The organism is Methanothrix soehngenii GP6, from assembly GCF_000204415.1.
In the GTDB taxonomy this organism is placed as follows: Archaea; Halobacteriota; Methanosarcinia; order Methanotrichales; family Methanotrichaceae; genus Methanothrix; species Methanothrix soehngenii.
This window is the reverse complement of the sequence record NC_015416.1, coordinates 1,489,411-1,509,535: the sequence shown is the minus strand read 5'-3', so window position 1 is coordinate 1,509,535 and position 20,125 is coordinate 1,489,411. Positions and strand designations below refer to the sequence as shown.

The window sequence follows — 20,125 nt, the reverse complement described above, 5'->3', positions numbered from 1 at the left end:
GGAATATGAAGGCAGATCCGTTGGTTGCGGCAGATAGGATAAAAGGGATGATTGAGCCGCTGCTGCAGGGCCAGTTCTCTTCGGGCCTGGGCAAGGTATTGGTCTATGTGCAGTCGGTGACCCGGAGCCTGGATTCCTCTCGAGCCGCTCTGAGAGCATTAGAGGAGAAGAGAACGGGAAGTCTGGATGCCAACTATGACGATTGGGAGAAGAGGAGAGCGGCCATAGAGCAGGCTTATGGCAGGGGTCTGAAAAACTCCATTGGTTTTGCCCGCCGCAACCTGGATTCTGCGCAGCTGCAGGCTCTGGAGGAGCTGGTGCGGCGCCCCCGCCTGGCCAGCAGAACAATTCTGGAGAAGAGGGCTCTTGCCCTGCAAAAGAGCTTCGACCGAATGGAAGATCCCGCCGCGGGCATGCTGGAGCACTATACGAGCACCTCCGATCCGCTTAACAAGTATCTGGTGGCCGGCCCCTGGGGCCACGAGTACCTGCAAAAGAGGAAGATCGATCCTGGGGGGTATGACATCGCTCTCTGCAGGCTATTGGGCTGCCAGGATACTGTGGCAGGCAGAGTGGTGATGAGCTATGCATCCATCTGCCAGGCGATCGATGAGCTGGAGGCAGTGGCACAGGGTGCTCTGGATTGAATTCTCTGGATCATCTCCTCTACTGCAGCAAAAGGTAATATAATCCTAAAGAGAGACTTAACTGGCAATTGGAGGTGATGCGGCTGCTGGAGATTGAAGATCTGTCGGTCAGCATTGGCAGTAAGCAGGTTTTGAAGAACTTCAACCTTAGGATAAACAGTGGTGAGACCCATGCCCTCTTCGGCCCCAATGGGACGGGCAAGACCACTCTCTTGAATGTCATAGCCGGTATTCCCAGGTACACCATCGATAAAGGGCGCATTATATTTAAAGAAAAGGATATCACTCACATGTCCATGGACGAGCGGGCGCGCCTGGGAATAGGCATGGCCTTTCAGCGGCCGCCGGCCATTCGCGGCCTGAGGCTCAAAGACCTGATCACGATCATCAATCCCCAGGCAGACACCGAGTCCATTCTCAAAAAGATGGACTTTGAGGCCTTTGCGGAGAGGGATGTTAACCGCGGCTTTTCTGGCGGAGAGGTCAAGCGCTCGGAGATGGTTCAGCTTTTAGCCCAGCAGCCGGACCTGGTGATGCTGGATGAGCCCGATTCTGGGGTGGACCTGGAGAACATCAAGCTCATAGGAGATGCCATAAACCAGCTCACTCAGAAGGATCAGCGACCAAGCTACCGGACGAAATCGGGGATCATTATCACCCACTTCGGCCATATCCTGGATTATATGAAGGCAGACCGGGCCCATGTCATGCTGGGCGGTGCGATCGTCTGCAGCGGAAATCCGGGCGAGATCTTGGAGCAGATCAAGAAAAGCGGATACGAGGGTTGTGCGGGGTGCGCATGTCAAGCATAGAGGAGAAGGCCCGCAAAGCGCGAGATAAGAAGGCGCTCTTTGGTACCGATGTAAACCTGGAGAGCTACCAGTCCGATGCCAAGCCCCAGAGCGCTGTCGATGATGCACTGGATCTGCCCAATGTGGTAAAGAAGGCAGCTCTGGACGTGGGCGTGACCCTGGATGACGAATCCTCCGGGGCTTATGTGCAGATGGATCAGACCCCTGTAGTGGCCAAGTCCCTCTACGAAGGGGTGGAGATCATGGATATCGCCTCTGCCCTGAAAAAGTACGACTTCCTGCAGGACTACTGGTGGAAGCTGGTGGCCGCGGACGCAGACAAGTACACGGCAGATGTGGCCGAAGCCCCTCCGGCAGGCTTCTTCATCCGCGCCAAGAAGAACATGAAGACCATCTTTCCGGTGAAAAGCTGCCTGTATCTGGGCTCCACCAATCTCAACCAGCGGGTGCACAACATCGTCATCGCCGAGGAGGGCTCTGAGCTGCATGTGATCACCGGCTGCACCACCCCCGCCCATGTTCAGAGGGGGCTGCACATCGGCGTCTCCGAGTACTATATCCAGAAGAACGCCAAGGTGAGCTTCACCATGGTGCACAGCTGGGGAAAGGAGGTTGAGGTGCGTCCGAGGACCGGGGTGACCATCGCTGAGGGTGGATCGCTGTACAACAACTACATCATGCTCCGACCGGTCAAGACCCTGCAGACATTCCCCACAGCCAATCTGGCCGGCCGGGGAGCGGTGGCCAGCTTCAATACAGTGATCTACTCCACCATGGGCAATATCGATGTGGGAAGCGATGTGTTCCTGAACGCCCCTGAGACCAGCGCCGAGTCCATCTCCCGAGTGGTCTGCATGGGCGGGGATGTCATCGCCCGGGGGAGGATGACCGGAACCGTTCCCGGAGCGCGCGCTCACCTGGAATGCGTCGGCCTTCTCCTCTCCAATGAGGGGCGGATCTACTCCATTCCGGAGCTCGATGGCCATTGCCGGGACCTGGATATGTCCCATGAGGCCGCAGTGGGCAGAATCTCCGAGGAGGAGCTGGAATATCTGATGGCACGGGGCCTCTCCTCTGAGCAGGCCACCAGCGTCATAGTTCGGGGATTTTTGGATGTGGAGATAAAGGGCCTGCCCGAGGAACTGAAAAAGGAGATCAAGGATATCACCCAGAGGGAGGACCTGAAAGGATCCTGAAAATATCCTTTTTAGCTTCTTTTCTCGTATTTTTTTTCGATAAATTCCCGCTGATCTTCTCCTTCAATCTCAATCCCGGGAATAGAGAATCAGAGGCCATGCAATTTGCCGCAAATCGTCTGCAAATATTTATTAGGGGGGATGGGGAATACATATCAGGTGTTTTCAATGCGAACCGAAATTCTCCTCACCTTATCCATTCTCTCACTTTTATGCCTGACTGGATTGGGTGATGTGGGTACTATTGAGTATTGGCTGACCAAAGGAGCAGAAGAATACGTTAACGGAAGCCTCAAAGAGGCTTTTAGGTCATTTGACAACGCCACCACCGTCGACCCGGAGAATGCAACCGTCTGGTTTGCCCGGGGGATGGCCCTCAGCGGTCTGAAAAGATACGAAGAGGCCATTTCGTCCTATAATAAATCCATCCGGATCGATGACAAGAATGCAGACGTCTGGTATGCCAGGGCGACAGATGAAAGCTATATTGGCAGGATGAACGATTCTCTTGCTTCCTATGATCAATCCCTGCAGATAGATCCAGAGAACAAATTCGTATGGTATGACAAAGGCAATTCTCTCCAGGAATTGGGTCGATATGAAGAGGCCATAACCTGCTATGATCAGGCCATACTCATCGATGGAAACTGGAGCAGGCCCTGGGATAGTAAGGGTTATGCGCTGGGAGAGCTGGGCCGATATGAAGAGGCCCTGCAATCATTCGAAGAGTCCGTAGACATCTACCCCAACAGCTCTCAGTCCTGGTATGGCAAGGCGCTGGCATTGCGCAGCCTGGGAAGGACCCAGGAGGCAGAAGAGGCATGGAGCACATATCGGGATCTGAGCTATGCCCATATCAGCTTCAGCGATAACCGCGGAGAGTCCATGGAGGACGCCATAGTCATTATGAATGCAAGAACCGATCTTGAAGGGGTAGGCTCAGAGTATTATTATCTGGAAAAGAGGTTCGGGACGGATGCAGTGGACAGGGATCGCATATCTCAGTACCTGGTCGAGGGTGAAGAGGGCAGATCCTATGATGTGCTGGAGGTCCATCTTACATCCGGAGAGAATGCCACCATATACTTTGACATTACTGACTTCTATGGAAAAGGATTCGTCTAAAGCCGAAACTCTTGCAGAAAAAATAGGAGACGATAATCGATGTCAATAGAGGATAACAAACGCATTGTACTTCGCTTTTTCGAGGAAGGACCATCCAAGGGAGACTTGAGAGCCGCAGATGAGTTGCTGGCTCCAAACTTTGCCCTGCACACACCCCTTCCATCAGCTCCAGGAATTAAGGGGATGAACGATGTGATTACAGCATGCAGGTCAGCCTTCGAGCATCTGAATGTTACCGTAGAGGATATGGTGGCAGAGGAAGACAAAGTCGCTGCACGCTTCACAGCTCGCGGCATACACAAAGGTGCTTTCATGGATTTAGTGCCCACAGGCAAATCCATAACCATGACAGGCATCGAAATCTTTCGGATAGAAAACGGAAAGATCGCAGAGCTCTGGGGTGAGGCCAACCTGCTTGGGCTGATGCAACAACTAGGGATCTTGCCGCCCTTGGGGCAATAAGGGTGGATGATCCGGCGGGAAGTTCATCCTTCCCGCGGCGAGATTCACCTACCCTTCAGTTGTTTCCTAATGTGGCCGTGAATCCCGATTTCTGCCATTGAAGATCTTCAGCGCTTCAAACCATAAAATGCTCGCTATCCCGGATGCAAAACAAATGGCTATATCAATAAGATGCAGATAGGCAAAGCTGAATATCTCTCGAAGGAATGGAACATATATCGCCATTGCCAGGAAGACCAAGGCGCCTCCCACCACCCACCAAAGGGCAGGATTGGGGGTGCTCATTGTCTCCAGGATGGTCCTGGTCCAGGATCTATTTGCCAGAATAAGGGCCAGATTAGCAAAAATGAGGGTGGTATAAGTCAGTGCCCTGGCTTCGGCCTCACCCTGACCACGATAGAGTGAGACGGTGAAAACTGCCATGACTATGACCAGAACGCTCAAGCCTTGAAGCAGACTGAGCACCAATGCATGACTGCTAAACAGAGGCGCATTTGGATCTCTGGGCGGCCGGTCCATCACATCTGCCTCCTCAGGCTCGGCCTCAAAGGCAATTGAGCAGGCAGGATCTATGATAAGCTCCAGGAAGACTACATGAACCGGGAAAAATATCAACGGCCATCCCAGGAGCACGGGAATAAGCGAAATGCCCGCAATAGGCACATGTATGGCCAGAATGTAGGCCATGGCCTTCTTGATATTATCAAATATCCTGCGGCCTGATTTTATCGCCTTGACAATGGACGAGAAGTCGTCGTCCAAAAGCACCAGAGATGCTGACTCGCGGGCCACGTCTGTGCCCCTGCCTCCCATGGCTATTCCGATATCGGCAGCTTTTAGGGCGGGTGCATCGTTCACCCCGTCGCCTGTCATGGCCACGACCTCTCCATTGGCCTTTAGGGCTTTGACAAGCCTCAGCTTCTGTTCCGGTACAACGCGAGAGAAGAGGCAGATATCTCGGACCTTCTCCTGAAGTTCTTGATCGCTCAGTATTGCCAGTTCAGGACCGGTGATGACCTTATCTGTTGGCAGGCCAATTTGCCTGGCTATAGCCTGAGCAGTTCCTGGATAGTCTCCAGTTATCATCACCACTCGAATCCCGGCAGAATAGCATTCCTTAATCGCCTCAGGAACGCCTGGCCGCACCGGGTCTTCCATTCCTATCAAGCCCAGAAATTCAAACTCGAAGTCGTGCTGTCCATCGGGCAGATCGGTCTTTTGGAATGAGGCCTTGGCTACACCTAATACGCGCATGCCCTCATTGGCCATGGTCTGGATGTTATTGGATAGTTCTTTTTCCCGATCCGGATCGATGTGGCATAGTTCTGCAATAGCTTCAGGCGCACCCTTGGCAGCGATCACATACTCATTTCCCGAAGACGATCTCCAGACGCGGGACATGGCCAGCAACTTCTTTGATAATGGATACTCTCGAACCAGCTCCCAGTCCCTGTGGATGTGCTCAGTTTTGGCCAGGTAGTCCTCGCCCAGCTTTTTGAAGGCCTTCTCCATGGGATCGAAGGGATCCATCTGACTGGCCAGAATGGAAAACTCAATCACCTCATGAATGGCCTCAGGCAGATTGTCTCTGCCGTCATCCAGCTCGACTGATTGGCCGCTGGCGAATATCTTTTTCACCTTCATGCGGTTAAGAGTCAAGGTACCAGTCTTGTCCGTGCAGAGCACAGTGGCAGAACCTAGGGTCTCTACCGCCGGAACACGCCGGGTTAAGACGTTATTCTGAGAGATTCTCCACGCTCCCAGCGCCAGAAATACTGTCAAGACCACGGGGAACTCTTCGGGCAGCACGGCCATGGCGGTGGTTATGCCCGCCAGTACTCCTTGCAGCCAGTTGCCTCTGGTTATGCCATAGGCAACTACTACCAGTAGACACAGGCCCAAACCGAGCAACGCCAGGTTGCGTACCAGCAGGTTGGTCTCTTTCTGAAGGGCCGTCTCCTTGGACTTGACCTGCTCTAAAGCTCTTCCAATCTTGCCGATCTCGGTGTTTATTCCCGTAGCCCTGGCCACTGCCACCCCCTGGCCCTGCACAACCAGGCTTCCAGAGTAGACGAATGGCAGATCATCTCCACCCGGTCTGGCCATCACAGGCGAGTCGGTCTCAGAGCATACCTTCCGGACAGAGACCGATTCACCTGTGAGAAGGGATTCATCTGCGGAAAGATTGGTGCAGCTCAGCAAAACTGCATCCGCAGGCACGCGGTCGCCTTCTGCAAGAACAATCAGATCTCCCGGGACTACATCCCTTCCGGCTATCCGCTTCTCCACACCATCCCGGATTACCAGTGCACGCGGGCTAGACATGTCTCGCAAGGCCTCCAGGGCCCGCTCTGTCTTGCGTTCCTGATAGAAAGTGATGCCCATAACAACCAGGACAGAGCCCATTAGTATCAGGGCCTCTTGGAGATCTCCAAGCAAAAAATAAACCAGCCCGCCCGCTACCAGGAGCAGGAACATAGGCTCCTTGACAACTTCAAAGGCAATGGCGAAGGCGCTGCGGGGTTTGGTTGAGGGTAGCTCGTTGTAGCCTACTTCTTTTAGCAGTTTTGCGGCCTCGGCTTCGGTGAGGCCTCCAGCGGTTTTTATATCAAAATCATCAGCCAATAACGCAACCTCTTCCTGTACAATAGTCCGGGTATTTTCGTTGTTAACCCTGGGTGAAGAGATAGATATCAATCCATTGGTCTTCGGTTAAGAGATGATCAGCCAGTTGAGGATTCGAGGGCCTTTCAAAGCTCGGGCCATGATTATATGATTCGAGGCATGACTCGGGTTATCAGACCCAATATGCACAAAGGCAAAGATATTGGGTTCGGCTCCTAATGCGGTTTTGAAAGAAGCTAAAATCGATAGAGATTATTGGATCTCCTCGACGGGAGCCAGAGAGGACTTATGCGTCTGCTCATTAACATCGTTCTGATCTTGCTATGATAACTCCCAACGATAGCTTCGTTTATCATACATCCGAATTGCTCATATGGCCGCAGTGCGCGGACGGGCGCTTGCATGCACGCGGGGATGCCCAACGGGGGGGCAGGAGGGCGATGGAAGTGCAAAGGTTTTTATCAACACAGCCATAACATATCTGACGGAGGCGTGATCAGTTGGTTTGCTCAGATAACCTGGAGGTCAAAAATTTGATGTCACCTGTCGTTAATCCTGTAAAGGCTAACTCTGAGACAGGCAAAGAGTTCATCGAGGGCATCAGAGAAGGCCTGGAGGATTTTGCTGAGGGCCGCTGTAAGGTCTTCAAGGATGCCGATGAGCTATTGGCCTACCTGCTAAAACCCTGATTTATCCAATTTTGATCCTTCATGGCATTTAGGCCCCTCCTTCCAAGTCATTTTCATAAGCAATTCAAGAAGCTGACGAAAAAGGATGCTGCTTTGGAGCAAAGGTTTGGGAAGAAGATCAAAGCGATATGTGAAAATCCCGAAATAGGAGAACCCAAAAGCCACAACTTGAAGGGCCTTAGAGGCGACCATGTAGATCCTTTTGTGATTATTTACGGCGTATTCGGCGATTTCATCGTTTTTGTACATGTAGATCATCATGATAAAGCGTATGCTGCAGCCTATGAAATAGCAAAAGCTCTTACTGAAGATGAAGGGCTGCTAGCAACACTCGCAAAGGTAGGCGTTACCTCTGAAGAGCTTGTGGCCTTTGTAAAATCGATAGGTAAGTAGAGGCGATATCACCTAACTTCTGTTCTCTATACTTCTTGTCATCTGCAAGGTCTATCGGTGAAAACGCTCCGAGGTTGGATTTTCGGGCATCTTCCCGGGGGTTGCCCGCATGGCCGGCAGCGCGCGGGCGGGCGCTTGTATGCACGGGGGGCCATCCTCTAAGCTATAAATTGAAAATATTGACGGAGTTCGTTATGGGGACCATCGACCCTAAGTTAATCGGAATCCTCTTTTTTTGAATTCGATTCCTATCACGTGCCAAAGTATTTAACTCTTGGAAAAGGGATACATCTTTAAACATGGAGGTTAGTTGAATGAGCAGAATTTTAACATCATCTGCCTTATCGCTGGTTCTATTGAGTATCCTGGCGACACCGGCGATATCTACAGATAATGCTACTCAAGGGATGCCCCTGCTGGGAGACAGGTTTCCCGATATGACGGTACAGACTACTGCGGGAACGATGGAACTGCCCGATGCATACGCCGGCAAATGGTTCATTCTCTTCAGTCATCCTGGAGATTTTACACCTGTATGCACAACGGAGTTTGTGGCCTTTGCCAAGAGGCACGAGCAGTTCAGGGAGAACAACACCGAGTTGATAGGGCTTTCTATAGACCAGGTCCAGGCCCATATGAAGTGGGTCGAATGGATCAACGATACCTTAAAGACGAACATAACTTTTCCAATAATAGCTGATGGCACAGGGCGTGTTGCCAAACAGTTGGGCATGATCCACCCTGCTAAAGGAAGCAACACGGTCAGAGCAGTGTTTATCATAGATCCCAGTGGAACCATTAGGACGATTCTTTATTATCCGCAGGAAGTTGGCAGGAATATGGATGAGATTCTGAGGACCGTCAGAGCTCTCCAGGTTGCAGATCAGAACCGGGTAGCTATGCCTGCTAACTGGCCAAATAACGAACTCATAGCCGATGGCGTAATAATACCGCCACCGACGAACGAGACAACAAAGGCTACACGAGTCACAGGCAATAACATGACTTGCTTTGATTGGTGGCTATGCTATAAGGAAGTACCCTATTGACAATCCCAAATGGCTTTGCAGAACGCAAAGCCCATATTTCTTCTGCCGGATACGCCGCCTAATTCTTCGGCACCATCATCATCGCTGAGCCATCACCGATAATGAGGTTTGATGAATTAACAGGATTCCAGTCGATTATTGCTGCATAAACTACTTCTCTTGAGACTTGATCACAAAAGGCCTCAGGTCCACACCTGCTTGCAGGCATAGCGGTAGCTGTCGAAAAAATATGAAAAATCTGATGAAAATAAGAGATTCAGGGGGCAAGAACAGGGAAAATTAGAGCGAAAGCGTCAAAATATTAACAGAGTTCGTTGGGGACCATCGACCTTAGGTTAATCAGAATCCTCTTATATGGCCATTCCTCAATGGATGATATGCATGGAGGAATAAGCAATGATGCGGCTTTGATCGTTGTGGAACCGCAAAACGATTTTACAGAAGGTGGTGCATTGCCTGCGCAAAACGCAAGCGAAGCGATCACGGTAATCAACAAAATCATTCCGAGATTTCGGTATGTTATTGCCAGCAAAGATTGGCACCCGCCAGACCATTGCAGTTTTGCTAAATGGCCGATGCACTGCATCGCCGGCACGATTGGTGCAGAATTCCATTTCTCATTAGACCAAAGGAATATCCGGACGATAATCCACAAAGGCGTGGAAAGAGATGATGATGCTTATAGTGTGTTCGAAAATTCGCACCTAGAGGCCATGCTCAGGGCCGATAATATCAGGAGGGTCTATATCACGGGCTTTGTCCTTGATGTATGTGTCTACGAAACCGCCGTAAGCGCAATAGCCCTGGGTTTTGATACTTACATCGTTCTTGATGCGACCAAACCCGCGTATCACGACCAGTTGGAAGAAACAATGGCCAAGATAAGAGATGCAGGCATAAAAGTGATATACAGCGCAGATCTACTGGCCAGATCTGAATGAGAAATGGGGACTAAAACAATTGTCGCCTTTTTTCTAGCCCTTCATTTATCTGGTGGTTCATTTGCTGTATACAAGCTACAGGAGCACTTAGAAATCCAGGGCATTTGCCGTATAATCTATCGGCCTGATTTTTTCCGTTGAATCTACTGAGGGGGCAAACGGGGGCTCGGGATTTATACTGAAAATGCTGCCGCAGGCCGAAAATCCCCTCTCCGGAGGCCCCTGAAGATATAACCTTGATCACAAAAGGCCTCAGGTCCACCACCAGCTTGCCCGCATGGCCGCTGCACGCACGCGTGCGGGCGCTACGCATGCATGTGGGGCTGCCACAGGGGGGCAGGAGGGCGAATGGTGGAAGGGAGCCATGTGGTCTGTGGCCGGGCGGCAGTGGGATGCGGGATGCAGGGGGTAAGAGCGCCAGTGCTCCTATGCCTTCGGGCCTTACCAGGGTCGCAAGGGCATGAAGGAAATTAGCTCACAGATCCTCATCGACAGTTTCATATATAAAAATTGTAAACATAAGTATTATGTCAACTAATGTTTACAGCATCCGGATAGATGATCGTGTTCGCCGGATGATGGATGAGATGAATGACGTCAACTGGCAGGTCGAGATCAGACAGTCAGTGGAGAGGATAGTCCGGGAGAAGAAGAAGCAGAAGCTATTGGCGGAGGCAAAAGAGCTATGGGAGGACCAAATTCCTAATAAAATTGGGGCGGCAGAGATGATCAGGGAGGATCGAGATGCCAGATAAGGTGGTCCTTGATTCAAGTGTAATCGCTGCTATGTTCTTTAGAGAAGATGCTTCAACGCGGGCAATACAAGCAGCTGCAAAATCCGACTTGATCACCCTGGATCTTGCTATTGCTGAGGTTGGGAATGTGGCCAGCAAGCAAGTCGCCTTCTGTGGTGGGGATAAAGACCTGACATTAGCGGCCTTTAAGAAATGCCAGAGTTTCATCTCAGAGGCGTGTGAACTCATCCGGGCTGAGGATCTGACCATGGAGGCATACATCATCTCTTTAGAGGCCAAGACTGCTTTCTACGACTCACTCTTTCTGGCTGCGGCTGAGGAAAGCCAAGTGCCACTCTTGACGCTGGATAGAAAGCTGTATGAAAGGGCAAAATTGACCAAGAATGTGCAGCTAATCTAGGAGGCGGAACTGCAGAGTTGCTTCTCTGCAAATTGTTCAAGGATGCCGGGGTCACCGCGGCCTTTGAACAGACCAAATCGTGAGCGGGCTGTGGAGCTATCAACTCCTGGCACCCGGACTGCTCTATATTGAGGGGTGACAGACGATGTGTGGGCGATTATCCATCCATGCAGGCGCCTTTGCGCGCCATGCGTCATCGGTTAAGACCAGTATGCACAGAATTAGGCTTCTGAGTTTTTTGAGATCATTTTTTGCAGAAAAGGCTCGAGCCCACAGAGAGCTGATTTCAGCTAATTCGAGTTTTTGGCCCAATAGCAAAATGTAAAATAAATTATTAATATAATATCAATAATTCCTTAACCGATGCCGTATGCCCCCCCCTTTGCGCGCGCGGGCGGGCGCTTGTATGCACGGGGGGCTGACACAGGAGGGGGACGGGGCTACAATCCTAATTCAGAAGAACTTGAATATGGCATTGCAGGAGGGCGAAATCCCGCTTTAATGCGAATGGCGTTCTTTCTTCGCCCGATCGAAGATCTCTTCAATGCTCTGCCCTTCGTATATCCTTCTAGAGATTTCGACATAGTCGGTGGGCTCACGGCGAAACATACCCAGAAACTTATGGGCTCTGGCCGGCCCAAGGGCTTGGTAGAGGGCGTCGAGGCCCCTTGCCCTTATCTCAGCGTCGTCCATTTCGCCTACTTCGGACATTATTTCGCCTCACGTCTGATATTATTTAAACATTTGACATGGTCCGGATAGCTGCTAAATGTCAATGATTTGATGCCTCGATATCTTGATAACAAAAGGCCTCAGGTCTACAACCAGCTTGTCCGCATGGCCGCAGCGCGCAGGGGCGGGCGCAAGCATGCACGCGGGCCTGCCTTCCGGGGCCGGAGGGCGACTGTGTGAAGGGCCCAGAGACTTGCGATCTGCGGCCACAGTGGCAGGGGGATGAGAGCCCGGAGATGGGCGAATGTGGGGCGGGCTGGTATGTGCTAGATTATTACTTTTATAATTGAAATCAAGAACTGGCATCTTGGACTCCAAAATAGTTGTTGCATTTCTCTCATTTCCAGAACTCCACCAGCCCTTTTTCTTGATCTCCTCTTCGCTCGGCTTCAATGTTAGCCGGCTGATGCTTTGGGTTAGCTGCGCCACGTAGCCTTGAAGGAACGAAATCTCATCCTCTTTCAGCTTCATGGTTTCTTCGGCCTATCCCCCTTTTGGTTATATCTTCATGTTGCCCGGAAACACCATCACTGGTTCTTCTTCTTTCCATATATTGTTCCCTCTTTTTGCAAATGCTTCTTTTGCTTCAGCATATCGATGAAGTTTTTTTAGAGCCGCACCTTTATTTTGCCAGTATGCACCCATTGACGGGTCTAGTTCTATTGATTCATTGAAACAGCTTAATGCCTCTTCGTATCGTGTCAGATAATACAACGCTAATCCTTTCATGTTCCAAGCTAAGTGAAACGAAGGATCTTCATCAAGAATATAATCGCAGCACTGAATAGTCTCTTTATATTTATTTTTAAAATATAATTGATCCATGCAATAATAGATATATGCCCCAGAAAGGGTGCGTGTACCTTTCACCTTCAAAAATGCATCCTCAGACTGATATCCCAATGTTTTCCACAAAGGTGTATCAGCATCAAAACTTTCAACTTCAGAGTATGGTTCAAGCAATTCCTTTACCTTTTCTGCCGAAGCTTGCTGCATGGTTGATATTAGATATGCAGGAATAGCGAAGTTCAAATTTTGCCCGTTTTTCATTTGAGAGGAGGCTATTCCAATTACCTCTCCTCTCATATTGAATACAGGCCCGCCGCTTGACCCCGGAGAAATAGGCGCGGTTATCTGTATTGTATTATTCCTGATGGCCGAAACTATGCCTTCTGATACTGTTTTCGCTAATCCAAGTGGCCCACCGATTGCTATTATATCTTGGCCTACCTCTGGGGTTGTCGTATTCACATTCAAGTTAGAAAAACTGTGGTTATCAACAGATAATGAGATCCTTGCAAGATCATCACTTTTGTTTAGGGCAGTGACATTCCTGACTTGGAATTTTTTTTCGTCAGACGTGGTTACTATGGCTGTGGAATAGCCTCTCATCACATGATAGCAAGTGACAATTCCTCCATCTTTGCTGATAATAAAACCGCTTCCTTGTCCCAATTCATTCCCATTTGAATCATAAGTTTGAATTAGAACCACTCCTGGCATGACTTGTTTTACAAGAGATGAAACTTCTTCAGAAGCAAGGCATACAGTTGTTAGACCTAAGCATATAGCAAGGCTCAAGGTAAGAACTGCTCTGACTTTTCCCATGACATCATATCTCCGTCCGACTGTGTGACCGGTTCGGTGGTTGAATCTATAAATGTTTTCTTCGATTGAAGGTATTATCGTCCTGCCCGTCCAACTATGAGGGGGGTTAGAAGCCTTTATTTGTCCAGCTCTTGATTTGGTGGGGTGTAGCTTAAGAACCAAGATGGAGTGAACCCCTCCGAGTGGACAATGAGATTAGCAATGCCAACTCATGGAGGGAATCACATGAAAAAGACCGGATTACACCTGCGATCGAGAATTCAAGATATTAATAGTAGTCGTGCTTGAGTCCGGCAAACCACTTGCTCAGATCGCCCGCGAGCACGCCATCCATCCAGTCTCCACTGCCGATGCGAGATGAATTGGCCCGAGAAGACCGAAAGAGCACTCATCGCCGGAAATTGTAGTCGGGCTTTCTGTGAGTGCGAGGAGCGCATGTTGCCTGTCATCTTCCAAAAAAGAGTTAAATCCTCTCCGTGCACATAGAGTACTGCATGTTCGCAGAGTACATCCAGGCAGCCTTGAGAAATGCCAAATATGAGCCTCTGGAGGACGGCACCTACATGGCAACAGTTGCGGGTCTCCAGGGTGTGATAGCGGTTGGAGATACAATTGAAGAATGTCGAGACGACCTGATTGGAGCCATCGAAGGCTGGGTGGCATTGGGATTGCGCCTGGGTCATCCGATCCCCCCGATCGATGGCATTGATATAAACGTTTCAGTGGAGCCCGTGCCAATTGTCGAATAGCTCGTTCCTTTAGATTCGAGCTGATCCGCAGATACTTTGGGTTCCCTCAGTTCTTTCAAGGATTCTGACCACGATTACATGTTTAGGTGCGAGCTTCGTGTTACCACACCAAACCTGCATAAACGCAAGATATCGAGGTTCGACTTCTAATGCAGATATTGAAAGAGGCGGAAATCAAAAGGGAAGACTGGATCTCATCAGATTGGAGCCCGGAGAAATTAAAAGCATTCAGGGGCCTTGGATGCCCTTGATTTTCTCTTGTTGCTTTTACAGCTGGAAATAAACCAAGATGAATAGGAAATTATTTAAATTTAAACGGATCCTTAACAAGGATTACTGGATGTGAGATAAAGATGGTTGATTTGGAGGATCTTGCACGTAATATGGAGAAGATAGAAGGTACACACAATGTCCCCTTTGATGACTTATTCAATGTTAGATTCATGACAGAATATACCGAATTTGTAACGATAGATGACATGTTTGAATCTGCCGGTTTTAAGGTTGACAATGAGGAAGATTTTAATAATATTCCGGAAGAAAAATTAGATAAGTTTATTCGTGAACATACTCGATTTTCAAGCTGGAAAGAAATGCTGAATAAAGCAGGAGAAGATTATATAATTCGCAATTTAGGTCTGCAGTTGATCTGATATAGTTTATTCGCCATCATTAAATGAGATTCAAAGACTAGGCAAAAATCGTGAAGAAACACACTATTCGTTTATTCGCCTTCTATAAGTCGAATCTGAGCAGGGTCTATTCCTGATTTGACCAGCAGTTCTGGAGTATTCTCTTCAGATATGCCTTCAAGGAGCATTGCAGTTCTTCCTTGATAGAATGCTTCTTGGACTGATCGTCCAAAGCCGATGGCTCTATAAAATGCAGCCGCAAACGTTATCGCAGCTAAATCTCCAATACTAGTATTCATTCCTATAGCACAATCAATAACATTTACGATTGATTCTGCCTGAGTCCTGGAATAACAGGCATTAATGAGAACTATTTTAATATTATCTTTCATAGTTTCAAATAGAGATCTAATCGCTTCATTGCTTATAGGCTTCGGCGAACCTGTGCTATCAACAACAATAATCTCACCAGAAGAACTTCCATGACCACAAAAATGCACGATTTCTGGCCGGACCTCATTAAGTGCCTGAAGAATGTCATCTGGCCTAACCGCCCATTCTGAGACAAGCTCTATTGAGTCTCGAAATTTTGAAGCTCTTATCTTAGACGTTATTTCGCGGACCTCTTCGTCCAGTCTCAATTTAGGTGTATCAAGAGGATTAGCAGATAGAATTAGAACTTTTATCTTATGTTGGCCTTCTTTTTTATAAATTTTATCTTTTATATGATGATACAGTATTCTGCCAGGAGTCTCTATCCTTACACTTAAGAAATCATAAGGTGCTGTTCCACATGCTCTCAGAACCTCTATTGCTCCTTGTCCTTCTAAATAGTTTATTGCATCATTAATTTCGTACGGAGTTAAATCTATCTTGGTTTCAATAAAATCATTACTAATATAATCTCGTTCAATATCTGTCTCAACCAAACGTATCAGCAATTTATGTGCATTTATTATTATTGGATTCATAGGTTGCACAAAAGATATCTAATCTTGATTAAAAAGTTTTCTGTCGGCGAATATCCAGAGGTTTTGGACTTAAACTCGCCCCGTGTAATAACTTGAGGGTCTTAACTACCTGTCTACGATCAGGATTCAGTCCAATATAATTGGATCCAACATAATATGATTTACAAAATGTATTAATATTCCTCAACAATAATGAATATACAATATAGTAATACTTTAAATAATTCCTTGAATTTGTCTCCAAAAACGTTTTGTATCTTAATATTATGCCCTGCAAAATTTCTTATATTCCAAGCAACTAAAAGATATTGAATTTCCTTCTTAATAGGTGAACCGTTATAATTCAAATTCATCTGCAACAGTCTGGGTATTGCATCATCTGGGTCTTTTTTGAGATTATTCTGAGATCGCAAATTCTCAAGATCTGATTGTCTCATATATCCTTTATCAGTAGAAAGTGCGATAATTCCCTTACCTATATTATCGGTTCCGTACTTACTGTTTAATAATTTATCAATAACTAAGCAGAGTGCAAACATCCAATTAGCATTCTTTAGCTTTGAGAAGTCATTTTGCATCATAGCAGCATCGACTTTTCGCTGATATTCAAAGACAGTCCAATATGTGAACACAAAATAGTACTTAATTATATCTAGTAACTCATTTTGTAGAAATTTATTATCAAATTCACTCAGAGTTAAAATTCTTCCAAAACAATCCCTGTAATCACTTAAATTAGTCTCAAGGTCTAATCTGATTCTCTCGACGAAACTGTACATTACATTTCTTTTAACTGAACTTAAGCTTGCTGTCAAATATACTGGAGCGCTTCTTGGATAATTTAGCTGCGGACAGACTGAGTTCAATCTAATATCTTCTTCAATTGCATTGTAAATATAGCTAAAGCCTGTATCAATATCCCCAATTAATAAATAAGTGTAAGCCATAAATGCATAAGGTGTACCTTTGTGAATGTGTTTATTATTGCGGCCTTCCCATTCGTGGGTCGTGAGTCAATAATAGGTTTGAATTTTATGATATGGATATACCAATAGCTCATGCAAACACCAGACATGGTCGATCAAACCTGCATGTTTCGCGGGGCAATTTAGTCTCGCAATTCCCGTCTCATCCTTATATTTTAGAGATCGATGTTTTCGGCAGTAGTTGTAGCATGCGAAGTACAGGGTCATTTGATGATCCAATTCCTCAGCCTTCTTAGAAAATCCTATTGTTTTCCTTGATATGCGGTTGTTATCTTGTCTGCACGTCAGATTAAGTCGCTCAATGTAGCTTGTAGATATCATTTTGGAGTTTATGCCCTCTCCAAAGATGATCCTTTTAACCACACTTTTCAGCTTGCCTTCAGCTCTTATCTTTATGACTTGAGCATACTTTAATAACTCGTCCACTATTAATTTGGGGCTTCGTGGACGCCCTCGCTTACCAGTTGGTGCAAACTGCTTCAGCTTTCCATATTGTTTTCGAAGAGACTTTATATAAAACTTTAATCCATCTGTTACAAATAGCGGAATTGAGCTCAGCTTTTTTGCAGTGTTTTTAATGAGTTGATCTGATGATTTCTGAGATCGTTCGCCCACTACATGAGAAAGCACTAGCCTGGATTCCGTTGCCATGCTTATCCAGATCCATGTCCCGTTGTCTTCATATTCGTCTTCCCTAGGTAACGTTTTTTCCCCACGAAAGTCCATGCCTCATCCATCTCTACTTTAGGCGTCTCTATATTCTTTAAGACAATTTCGTCGACTTTTTTACAATGATCTCCCGCTCTAGATACCCAAGTGCTTACAGTTATTGGTTTCACCTCAAGGACCTCCGCGACTTTTGATATACTCATTCCGCTTGTGATCATTTTTATCGCGGTTTCGATTTTTTCTTCGTTTGTCCTTAGATCATAAAGCGGTGTGTTAGTTCTATCGCAGAACGTAGTTCCACAGGTATGACAAATGAACTTCCTGCCTTTACCTGAACTTCTTTTATAGGTCCCATAGACGGTGATGTTTCCTTTTCCAGCAACTCCAAATAAGGAGCAATTCTCATTTGGGCATACTATGTCTAAGAATCGTGGTTTCGGCCCTCTTTTTCCCAATTGCTACACCCCACGTACTATTAGGGATATTGGTATATTTATAACAACCTATAACTAAGTCACGACCCATTCGTGAGTTATTAAAATATATTTTTTCCAATATTGGATTGCATTGATATGGTTTCCAGATAATATCAATTTCTCCCACGAAGGTGTTAGCCTTTCGTATAGGAATGAAGACAGAAATGCGGCTAAGCATTCTTTATGTGTACTATATAAGTCATCAATAGCAAAAAATATATCTTCCAGAACTTGCTTGAATTCATCTCGAAAGGTTATTCTTGCAATATCCGGAGAAAATGGATCAAATTCCCAATTAAGTGGATCTTCAATGAGAGTAAATAGATCTTTGCCATTAATTAAAACCTGATCTATTTCCCAATCTGAATTGTGTTTTACTAAGTTATTGACGCAAAATAAAATAGACAACTTTATATTGTAGAACGTTGTCTATATATTATGGACAACGATGCAGACTATGGACCATTCTTAAAAGCCTTATCCGGTGCAGATCCTATCCAGGCAAGGCGTTTTGCAGCTGCGAAGGCTCTTGAGATTGGATGGGGTGGTGTCTCAAAAGTCTCTGCCATAACCGGATTTTCGCGTACTACTATCAATAAGGGCATTCAAGAGCTTGAGAGCAACGAAGATCTGAAGCCACCCGAAAGGCTCCGCAAGCCGGGTGGTGGTCGAAAACGAGTTGCGGATAGAGAGCCAAACCTATTGAACGACCTAGAAAAAATAATGGAAGAGAGTACAGCAGGCGACCCAATGAGTCTTCTCAAATGGACATATAAATCAACCTATGCCATCGCCGAAGAACTGCAATCGAGAGGTTATAAAGTAAGTCATGATACAGTGAGACGGCTATTGAAGGAAAGCGGCTACTCGCTTCAAGCCAATCGAAAAAACCTAGAAGGTAAGTCAGGTCCAGAGAGAGATACTCAATTCCGCTATGTCAGTAGTCAAGCCGCCAAGTTCATTGATGCAGGTGATCCTGTAATTTCTGTAGATGCAAAGAAAAAGGAACTCGTCGGCAACTACAAGAATTCAGGCAGGACTTGGAGGCAAAAAGGACAACCAGAACTGGTTAATGTGTATGATTTCCCATCCAAAGCGATTGGAGCCGCTATACCTTATGGGGTTTATGATCCTAAAAGAAACGAAGGGGTCGTTAATATCGGAAAGAGCCACAATACCGCAGAATTTGCCGTTGAGAGCATCAGACAATGGTGGAATTTAGTTGGAAAATATCGCTATGCAGGATGCAAAAATTTGCTCATTTGCGCGGATGGTGGTGGGAGCAACGGAAGCCGAAACAGGGGATGGAAGTTCTTTTTGCAGCAATTGGCTGATGAAATTGGAATAACCATTACGGTTAGTCATTTTCCACCTGGGACGAGCAAGTGGAATAAGATCGAGCATTGCATGTTCTCATTTATAAGCATGAATTGGCGAGGAAAGCCTTTATCCAGCTATGAAACCATTATCAAGCTAATCGGATCAACTAAGACAAAGAAGGGGCTAAGGATAGAGGCTCGATTAGATGACCGAGATTATGAAACGGGAATAAAGATATTGGACGAGGATATGGCGCGATTGAAAATTAGTGTACATGAATTATATCCCATGTGGAACTATTCAATAGAACCACGTCTAACTACATCAAAATAGCGAGAAATTGAATATATTATTTAGCGTCAAACCCTAAGATCTTGTTACATAGTTGATCTTATGTTCCCATCACGTATAAATATTTTGATATAAGTGATACGAACCTAACCTTTTTTTATCGAAAATGTCATCCTTAAGCACATCCGCTACCTTGTGAGATTGATCTATGCCGCCTGGCATTCTAGCAGATCAGCAGGACTTGATAATAGGGGACTTTTAACTTGCACCATGACTTTGAACTATCATGTAGTAGCCCAAAATTCGCATTGCTATAATAGCTATGCAAATCACGATTGCGATTACCGCTACTATTTTTGTGAAAGTGCCCGTATTCCCTAATAAAGCACCTAAGGCCGCCAAAGTGTATCCTATTGCAGTAATCAATGCAGGTGCGATACTCAGCATATACCCAGATTCGAAATTTATGCTGGAGACCTGTAGAGTTTGACCAAGTAGCCACATACCGAAAAATGCAATGATTAACCCTCCATAGGTCATCGCTTTAGTAACCTTATCGTCCATAATTTCTCCTCATGTAATGATAACAGAAAATAA

22 protein-coding genes are annotated in these 20,125 nt (G+C 46.8%); 14 read left to right on the top strand and 8 right to left on the bottom strand.

Annotated features, from left to right (window positions below; translation table 11 throughout):
- The first annotated feature begins 5 nt into the window (after positions 1 to 5).
- From MCON_RS07625 to MCON_RS07605, 5 genes are all read left to right on the top strand, one after another.
- A complete protein-coding gene (locus tag MCON_RS07625; RefSeq protein WP_013719421.1) occupies positions 6 to 647 on the top strand; it encodes a hypothetical protein in 642 nt (213 codons plus the stop codon).
- An 83-nt stretch (positions 648 to 730) separates the two neighbouring features.
- Positions 731 to 1,459 (top strand): ATP-binding cassette domain-containing protein, encoded by a 729-nt coding sequence (locus MCON_RS07620; protein ID WP_048133043.1) that lies wholly within the window; start codon positions 731 to 733, stop codon positions 1,457 to 1,459.
- Positions 1,447 to 2,655: a SufB/SufD family protein gene (locus tag MCON_RS07615; RefSeq protein ID WP_013719419.1), complete on the top strand. Its 1,209-nt coding sequence runs from the start codon at positions 1,447 to 1,449 to the stop codon at positions 2,653 to 2,655. The genes MCON_RS07620 and MCON_RS07615 overlap by 13 nt, the downstream gene beginning before the upstream one ends.
- Before the next feature lie 168 nt (positions 2,656 to 2,823).
- On the top strand, positions 2,824 to 3,780 hold the full coding sequence (locus MCON_RS15185; protein ID WP_013719418.1) for a tetratricopeptide repeat protein: 957 nt from the start codon (positions 2,824 to 2,826) through the stop codon (positions 3,778 to 3,780).
- Between the two features lie 39 nt (positions 3,781 to 3,819).
- Complete coding sequence (locus tag MCON_RS07605) at positions 3,820 to 4,242, top strand: ester cyclase (RefSeq protein ID WP_013719417.1); 423 nt, start codon at positions 3,820 to 3,822, stop codon at positions 4,240 to 4,242.
- 66 nt (positions 4,243 to 4,308) lie between these two features.
- Here MCON_RS07605 and MCON_RS07600 read toward each other — a convergent pair whose 3' ends face one another.
- Positions 4,309 to 6,867 (bottom strand): cation-translocating P-type ATPase, encoded by a 2,559-nt coding sequence (locus tag MCON_RS07600; protein WP_013719416.1) that lies wholly within the window; start codon positions 6,865 to 6,867, stop codon positions 4,309 to 4,311.
- Between the two features lie 536 nt (positions 6,868 to 7,403).
- Between MCON_RS07600 and MCON_RS07595 the strand changes: the two genes are divergently transcribed.
- The 6 genes from MCON_RS07595 to MCON_RS07570 all read left to right on the top strand — a co-directional run bounded on the left by MCON_RS07595 (position 7,404) and on the right by MCON_RS07570 (position 11,094).
- On the top strand, positions 7,404 to 7,556 hold the full coding sequence (locus MCON_RS07595; RefSeq protein ID WP_157863722.1) for a hypothetical protein: 153 nt from the start codon (positions 7,404 to 7,406) through the stop codon (positions 7,554 to 7,556).
- A 21-nt stretch (positions 7,557 to 7,577) separates the two neighbouring features.
- Positions 7,578 to 7,949 carry a type II toxin-antitoxin system RelE family toxin gene (locus MCON_RS07590; RefSeq protein WP_013719414.1) on the top strand — a complete coding sequence of 124 codons (372 nt, stop codon included), beginning with the start codon at positions 7,578 to 7,580 and terminating at the stop codon, positions 7,947 to 7,949.
- A gap of 407 nt (positions 7,950 to 8,356) precedes the next feature.
- Positions 8,357 to 8,998 carry a peroxiredoxin gene (locus tag MCON_RS07585; RefSeq protein WP_013719413.1) on the top strand — a complete coding sequence of 214 codons (642 nt, stop codon included), beginning with the start codon at positions 8,357 to 8,359 and terminating at the stop codon, positions 8,996 to 8,998.
- Between the two features lie 368 nt (positions 8,999 to 9,366).
- Positions 9,367 to 9,939 (top strand): isochorismatase family protein, encoded by a 573-nt coding sequence (locus tag MCON_RS07580; RefSeq protein ID WP_052297541.1) that lies wholly within the window; start codon positions 9,367 to 9,369, stop codon positions 9,937 to 9,939.
- Positions 9,940 to 10,466: 527 nt separating this feature from the next.
- Complete coding sequence (gene vapB, locus MCON_RS07575; protein ID WP_157863721.1) at positions 10,467 to 10,694, top strand: type II toxin-antitoxin system VapB family antitoxin; 228 nt, start codon at positions 10,467 to 10,469, stop codon at positions 10,692 to 10,694.
- On the top strand, positions 10,684 to 11,094 hold the full coding sequence (locus MCON_RS07570) for a type II toxin-antitoxin system VapC family toxin (RefSeq protein WP_013719410.1): 411 nt from the start codon (positions 10,684 to 10,686) through the stop codon (positions 11,092 to 11,094). The genes vapB and MCON_RS07570 overlap by 11 nt, the downstream gene beginning before the upstream one ends.
- 498 nt (positions 11,095 to 11,592) lie before the next feature.
- On the opposite strand, the gene MCON_RS07565 is transcribed toward MCON_RS07570, so the two are convergent.
- The 3 genes from MCON_RS07565 to MCON_RS15180 are packed head-to-tail and all read right to left on the bottom strand — an operon-like array spanning position 11,593 to position 13,434.
- A complete protein-coding gene (locus MCON_RS07565) occupies positions 11,593 to 11,805 on the bottom strand; it encodes a hypothetical protein (RefSeq protein WP_013719409.1) in 213 nt (70 codons plus the stop codon).
- 54 nt (positions 11,806 to 11,859) lie between these two features.
- Complete coding sequence (locus tag MCON_RS07560) at positions 11,860 to 12,297, bottom strand: hypothetical protein (protein ID WP_048132119.1); 438 nt, start codon at positions 12,295 to 12,297, stop codon at positions 11,860 to 11,862.
- Between the two features lie 27 nt (positions 12,298 to 12,324).
- The gene (locus tag MCON_RS15180) at positions 12,325 to 13,434 is read right to left on the bottom strand and encodes a trypsin-like peptidase domain-containing protein (RefSeq protein WP_052297540.1); all 1,110 of its coding nucleotides are present in this window, start codon (positions 13,432 to 13,434) and stop codon (positions 12,325 to 12,327) included.
- Between the two features lie 494 nt (positions 13,435 to 13,928).
- Here MCON_RS15180 and MCON_RS07550 point away from each other — a divergent pair, with 494 nt between their 5' ends.
- Both MCON_RS07550 and MCON_RS07545 read left to right on the top strand, forming a co-directional pair.
- Positions 13,929 to 14,183 (top strand): type II toxin-antitoxin system HicB family antitoxin, encoded by a 255-nt coding sequence (locus tag MCON_RS07550; RefSeq protein ID WP_013719407.1) that lies wholly within the window; start codon positions 13,929 to 13,931, stop codon positions 14,181 to 14,183.
- A 353-nt stretch (positions 14,184 to 14,536) separates the two neighbouring features.
- Positions 14,537 to 14,836, top strand: coding sequence for a hypothetical protein (locus MCON_RS07545; RefSeq protein WP_013719406.1), 300 nt, complete (start codon positions 14,537 to 14,539; stop codon positions 14,834 to 14,836).
- A 71-nt stretch (positions 14,837 to 14,907) separates the two neighbouring features.
- On the opposite strand, the gene MCON_RS07540 is transcribed toward MCON_RS07545, so the two are convergent.
- The 3 genes from MCON_RS07540 to MCON_RS15610 form a co-directional block, all read right to left on the bottom strand.
- Positions 14,908 to 15,786, bottom strand: a complete 879-nt coding sequence (locus MCON_RS07540; protein WP_013719405.1) for a CHAT domain-containing protein — start codon at positions 15,784 to 15,786, stop codon at positions 14,908 to 14,910.
- 173 nt (positions 15,787 to 15,959) lie between these two features.
- The gene (locus MCON_RS07535) at positions 15,960 to 16,733 is read right to left on the bottom strand and encodes a hypothetical protein (protein WP_013719404.1); all 774 of its coding nucleotides are present in this window, start codon (positions 16,731 to 16,733) and stop codon (positions 15,960 to 15,962) included.
- A gap of 66 nt (positions 16,734 to 16,799) precedes the next feature.
- Positions 16,800 to 17,896 (bottom strand): IS1 family transposase gene (locus MCON_RS15610; protein ID WP_157863719.1). Its coding sequence is split into 2 segments (ribosomal slippage): positions 16,800 to 17,476 and positions 17,476 to 17,896, totalling 1,098 coding nucleotides; the frame shifts between segments, so codons are not numbered across the junction.
- Positions 17,897 to 18,355: 459 nt separating this feature from the next.
- Between MCON_RS15610 and MCON_RS07515 the strand changes: the two genes are divergently transcribed.
- Positions 18,356 to 19,570, top strand: a complete 1,215-nt coding sequence (locus tag MCON_RS07515; RefSeq protein ID WP_013719402.1) for an ISAzo13-like element ISMco6 family transposase — start codon at positions 18,356 to 18,358, stop codon at positions 19,568 to 19,570.
- A gap of 216 nt (positions 19,571 to 19,786) precedes the next feature.
- Here the strand turns inward: MCON_RS07515 and MCON_RS07510 are convergent, their stop codons facing one another.
- A complete protein-coding gene (locus tag MCON_RS07510) occupies positions 19,787 to 20,092 on the bottom strand; it encodes a hypothetical protein (RefSeq protein ID WP_048132112.1) in 306 nt (101 codons plus the stop codon).
- Positions 20,093 to 20,125: the final 33 nt, after the last annotated feature.

Excerpts from the sequence above, each read along its gene's own strand:
- MCON_RS07625 (WP_013719421.1), top strand. The coding sequence starts at position 6 with ATGAAGGCAGATCCGTTGGTTGCGGCAGATAGGATAAAAGGGATGATT.
- MCON_RS07615 (WP_013719419.1), top strand. The coding sequence starts at position 1,447 with ATGTCAAGCATAGAGGAGAAGGCCCGCAAAGCGCGAGATAAGAAGGCG.
- MCON_RS15185 (WP_013719418.1), top strand. The coding sequence starts at position 2,824 with ATGCGAACCGAAATTCTCCTCACCTTATCCATTCTCTCACTTTTATGC.
- MCON_RS07605 (WP_013719417.1), top strand. The coding sequence starts at position 3,820 with ATGTCAATAGAGGATAACAAACGCATTGTACTTCGCTTTTTCGAGGAA.
- MCON_RS07595 (WP_157863722.1), top strand. The coding sequence starts at position 7,404 with ATGTCACCTGTCGTTAATCCTGTAAAGGCTAACTCTGAGACAGGCAAA.
- MCON_RS07590 (WP_013719414.1), top strand. The coding sequence starts at position 7,578 with ATGGCATTTAGGCCCCTCCTTCCAAGTCATTTTCATAAGCAATTCAAG.
- MCON_RS07585 (WP_013719413.1), top strand. The coding sequence starts at position 8,357 with ATGCCCCTGCTGGGAGACAGGTTTCCCGATATGACGGTACAGACTACT.
- MCON_RS07580 (WP_052297541.1), top strand. The coding sequence starts at position 9,367 with ATGGATGATATGCATGGAGGAATAAGCAATGATGCGGCTTTGATCGTT.
- vapB (WP_157863721.1), top strand. The coding sequence starts at position 10,467 with ATGTCAACTAATGTTTACAGCATCCGGATAGATGATCGTGTTCGCCGG.
- MCON_RS07570 (WP_013719410.1), top strand. The coding sequence starts at position 10,684 with ATGCCAGATAAGGTGGTCCTTGATTCAAGTGTAATCGCTGCTATGTTC.
- MCON_RS07565 (WP_013719409.1), bottom strand. The coding sequence starts at position 11,805 with ATGTCCGAAGTAGGCGAAATGGACGACGCTGAGATAAGGGCAAGGGGC.
- MCON_RS07560 (WP_048132119.1), bottom strand. The coding sequence starts at position 12,297 with ATGAAGCTGAAAGAGGATGAGATTTCGTTCCTTCAAGGCTACGTGGCG.
- MCON_RS15180 (WP_052297540.1), bottom strand. The coding sequence starts at position 13,434 with ATGGGAAAAGTCAGAGCAGTTCTTACCTTGAGCCTTGCTATATGCTTA.
- MCON_RS07550 (WP_013719407.1), top strand. The coding sequence starts at position 13,929 with ATGTTCGCAGAGTACATCCAGGCAGCCTTGAGAAATGCCAAATATGAG.
- MCON_RS07545 (WP_013719406.1), top strand. The coding sequence starts at position 14,537 with ATGGTTGATTTGGAGGATCTTGCACGTAATATGGAGAAGATAGAAGGT.
- MCON_RS07540 (WP_013719405.1), bottom strand. The coding sequence starts at position 15,786 with ATGAATCCAATAATAATAAATGCACATAAATTGCTGATACGTTTGGTT.
- MCON_RS07535 (WP_013719404.1), bottom strand. The coding sequence starts at position 16,733 with ATGGCTTACACTTATTTATTAATTGGGGATATTGATACAGGCTTTAGC.
- MCON_RS07515 (WP_013719402.1), top strand. The coding sequence starts at position 18,356 with ATGGACAACGATGCAGACTATGGACCATTCTTAAAAGCCTTATCCGGT.
- MCON_RS07510 (WP_048132112.1), bottom strand. The coding sequence starts at position 20,092 with ATGGACGATAAGGTTACTAAAGCGATGACCTATGGAGGGTTAATCATT.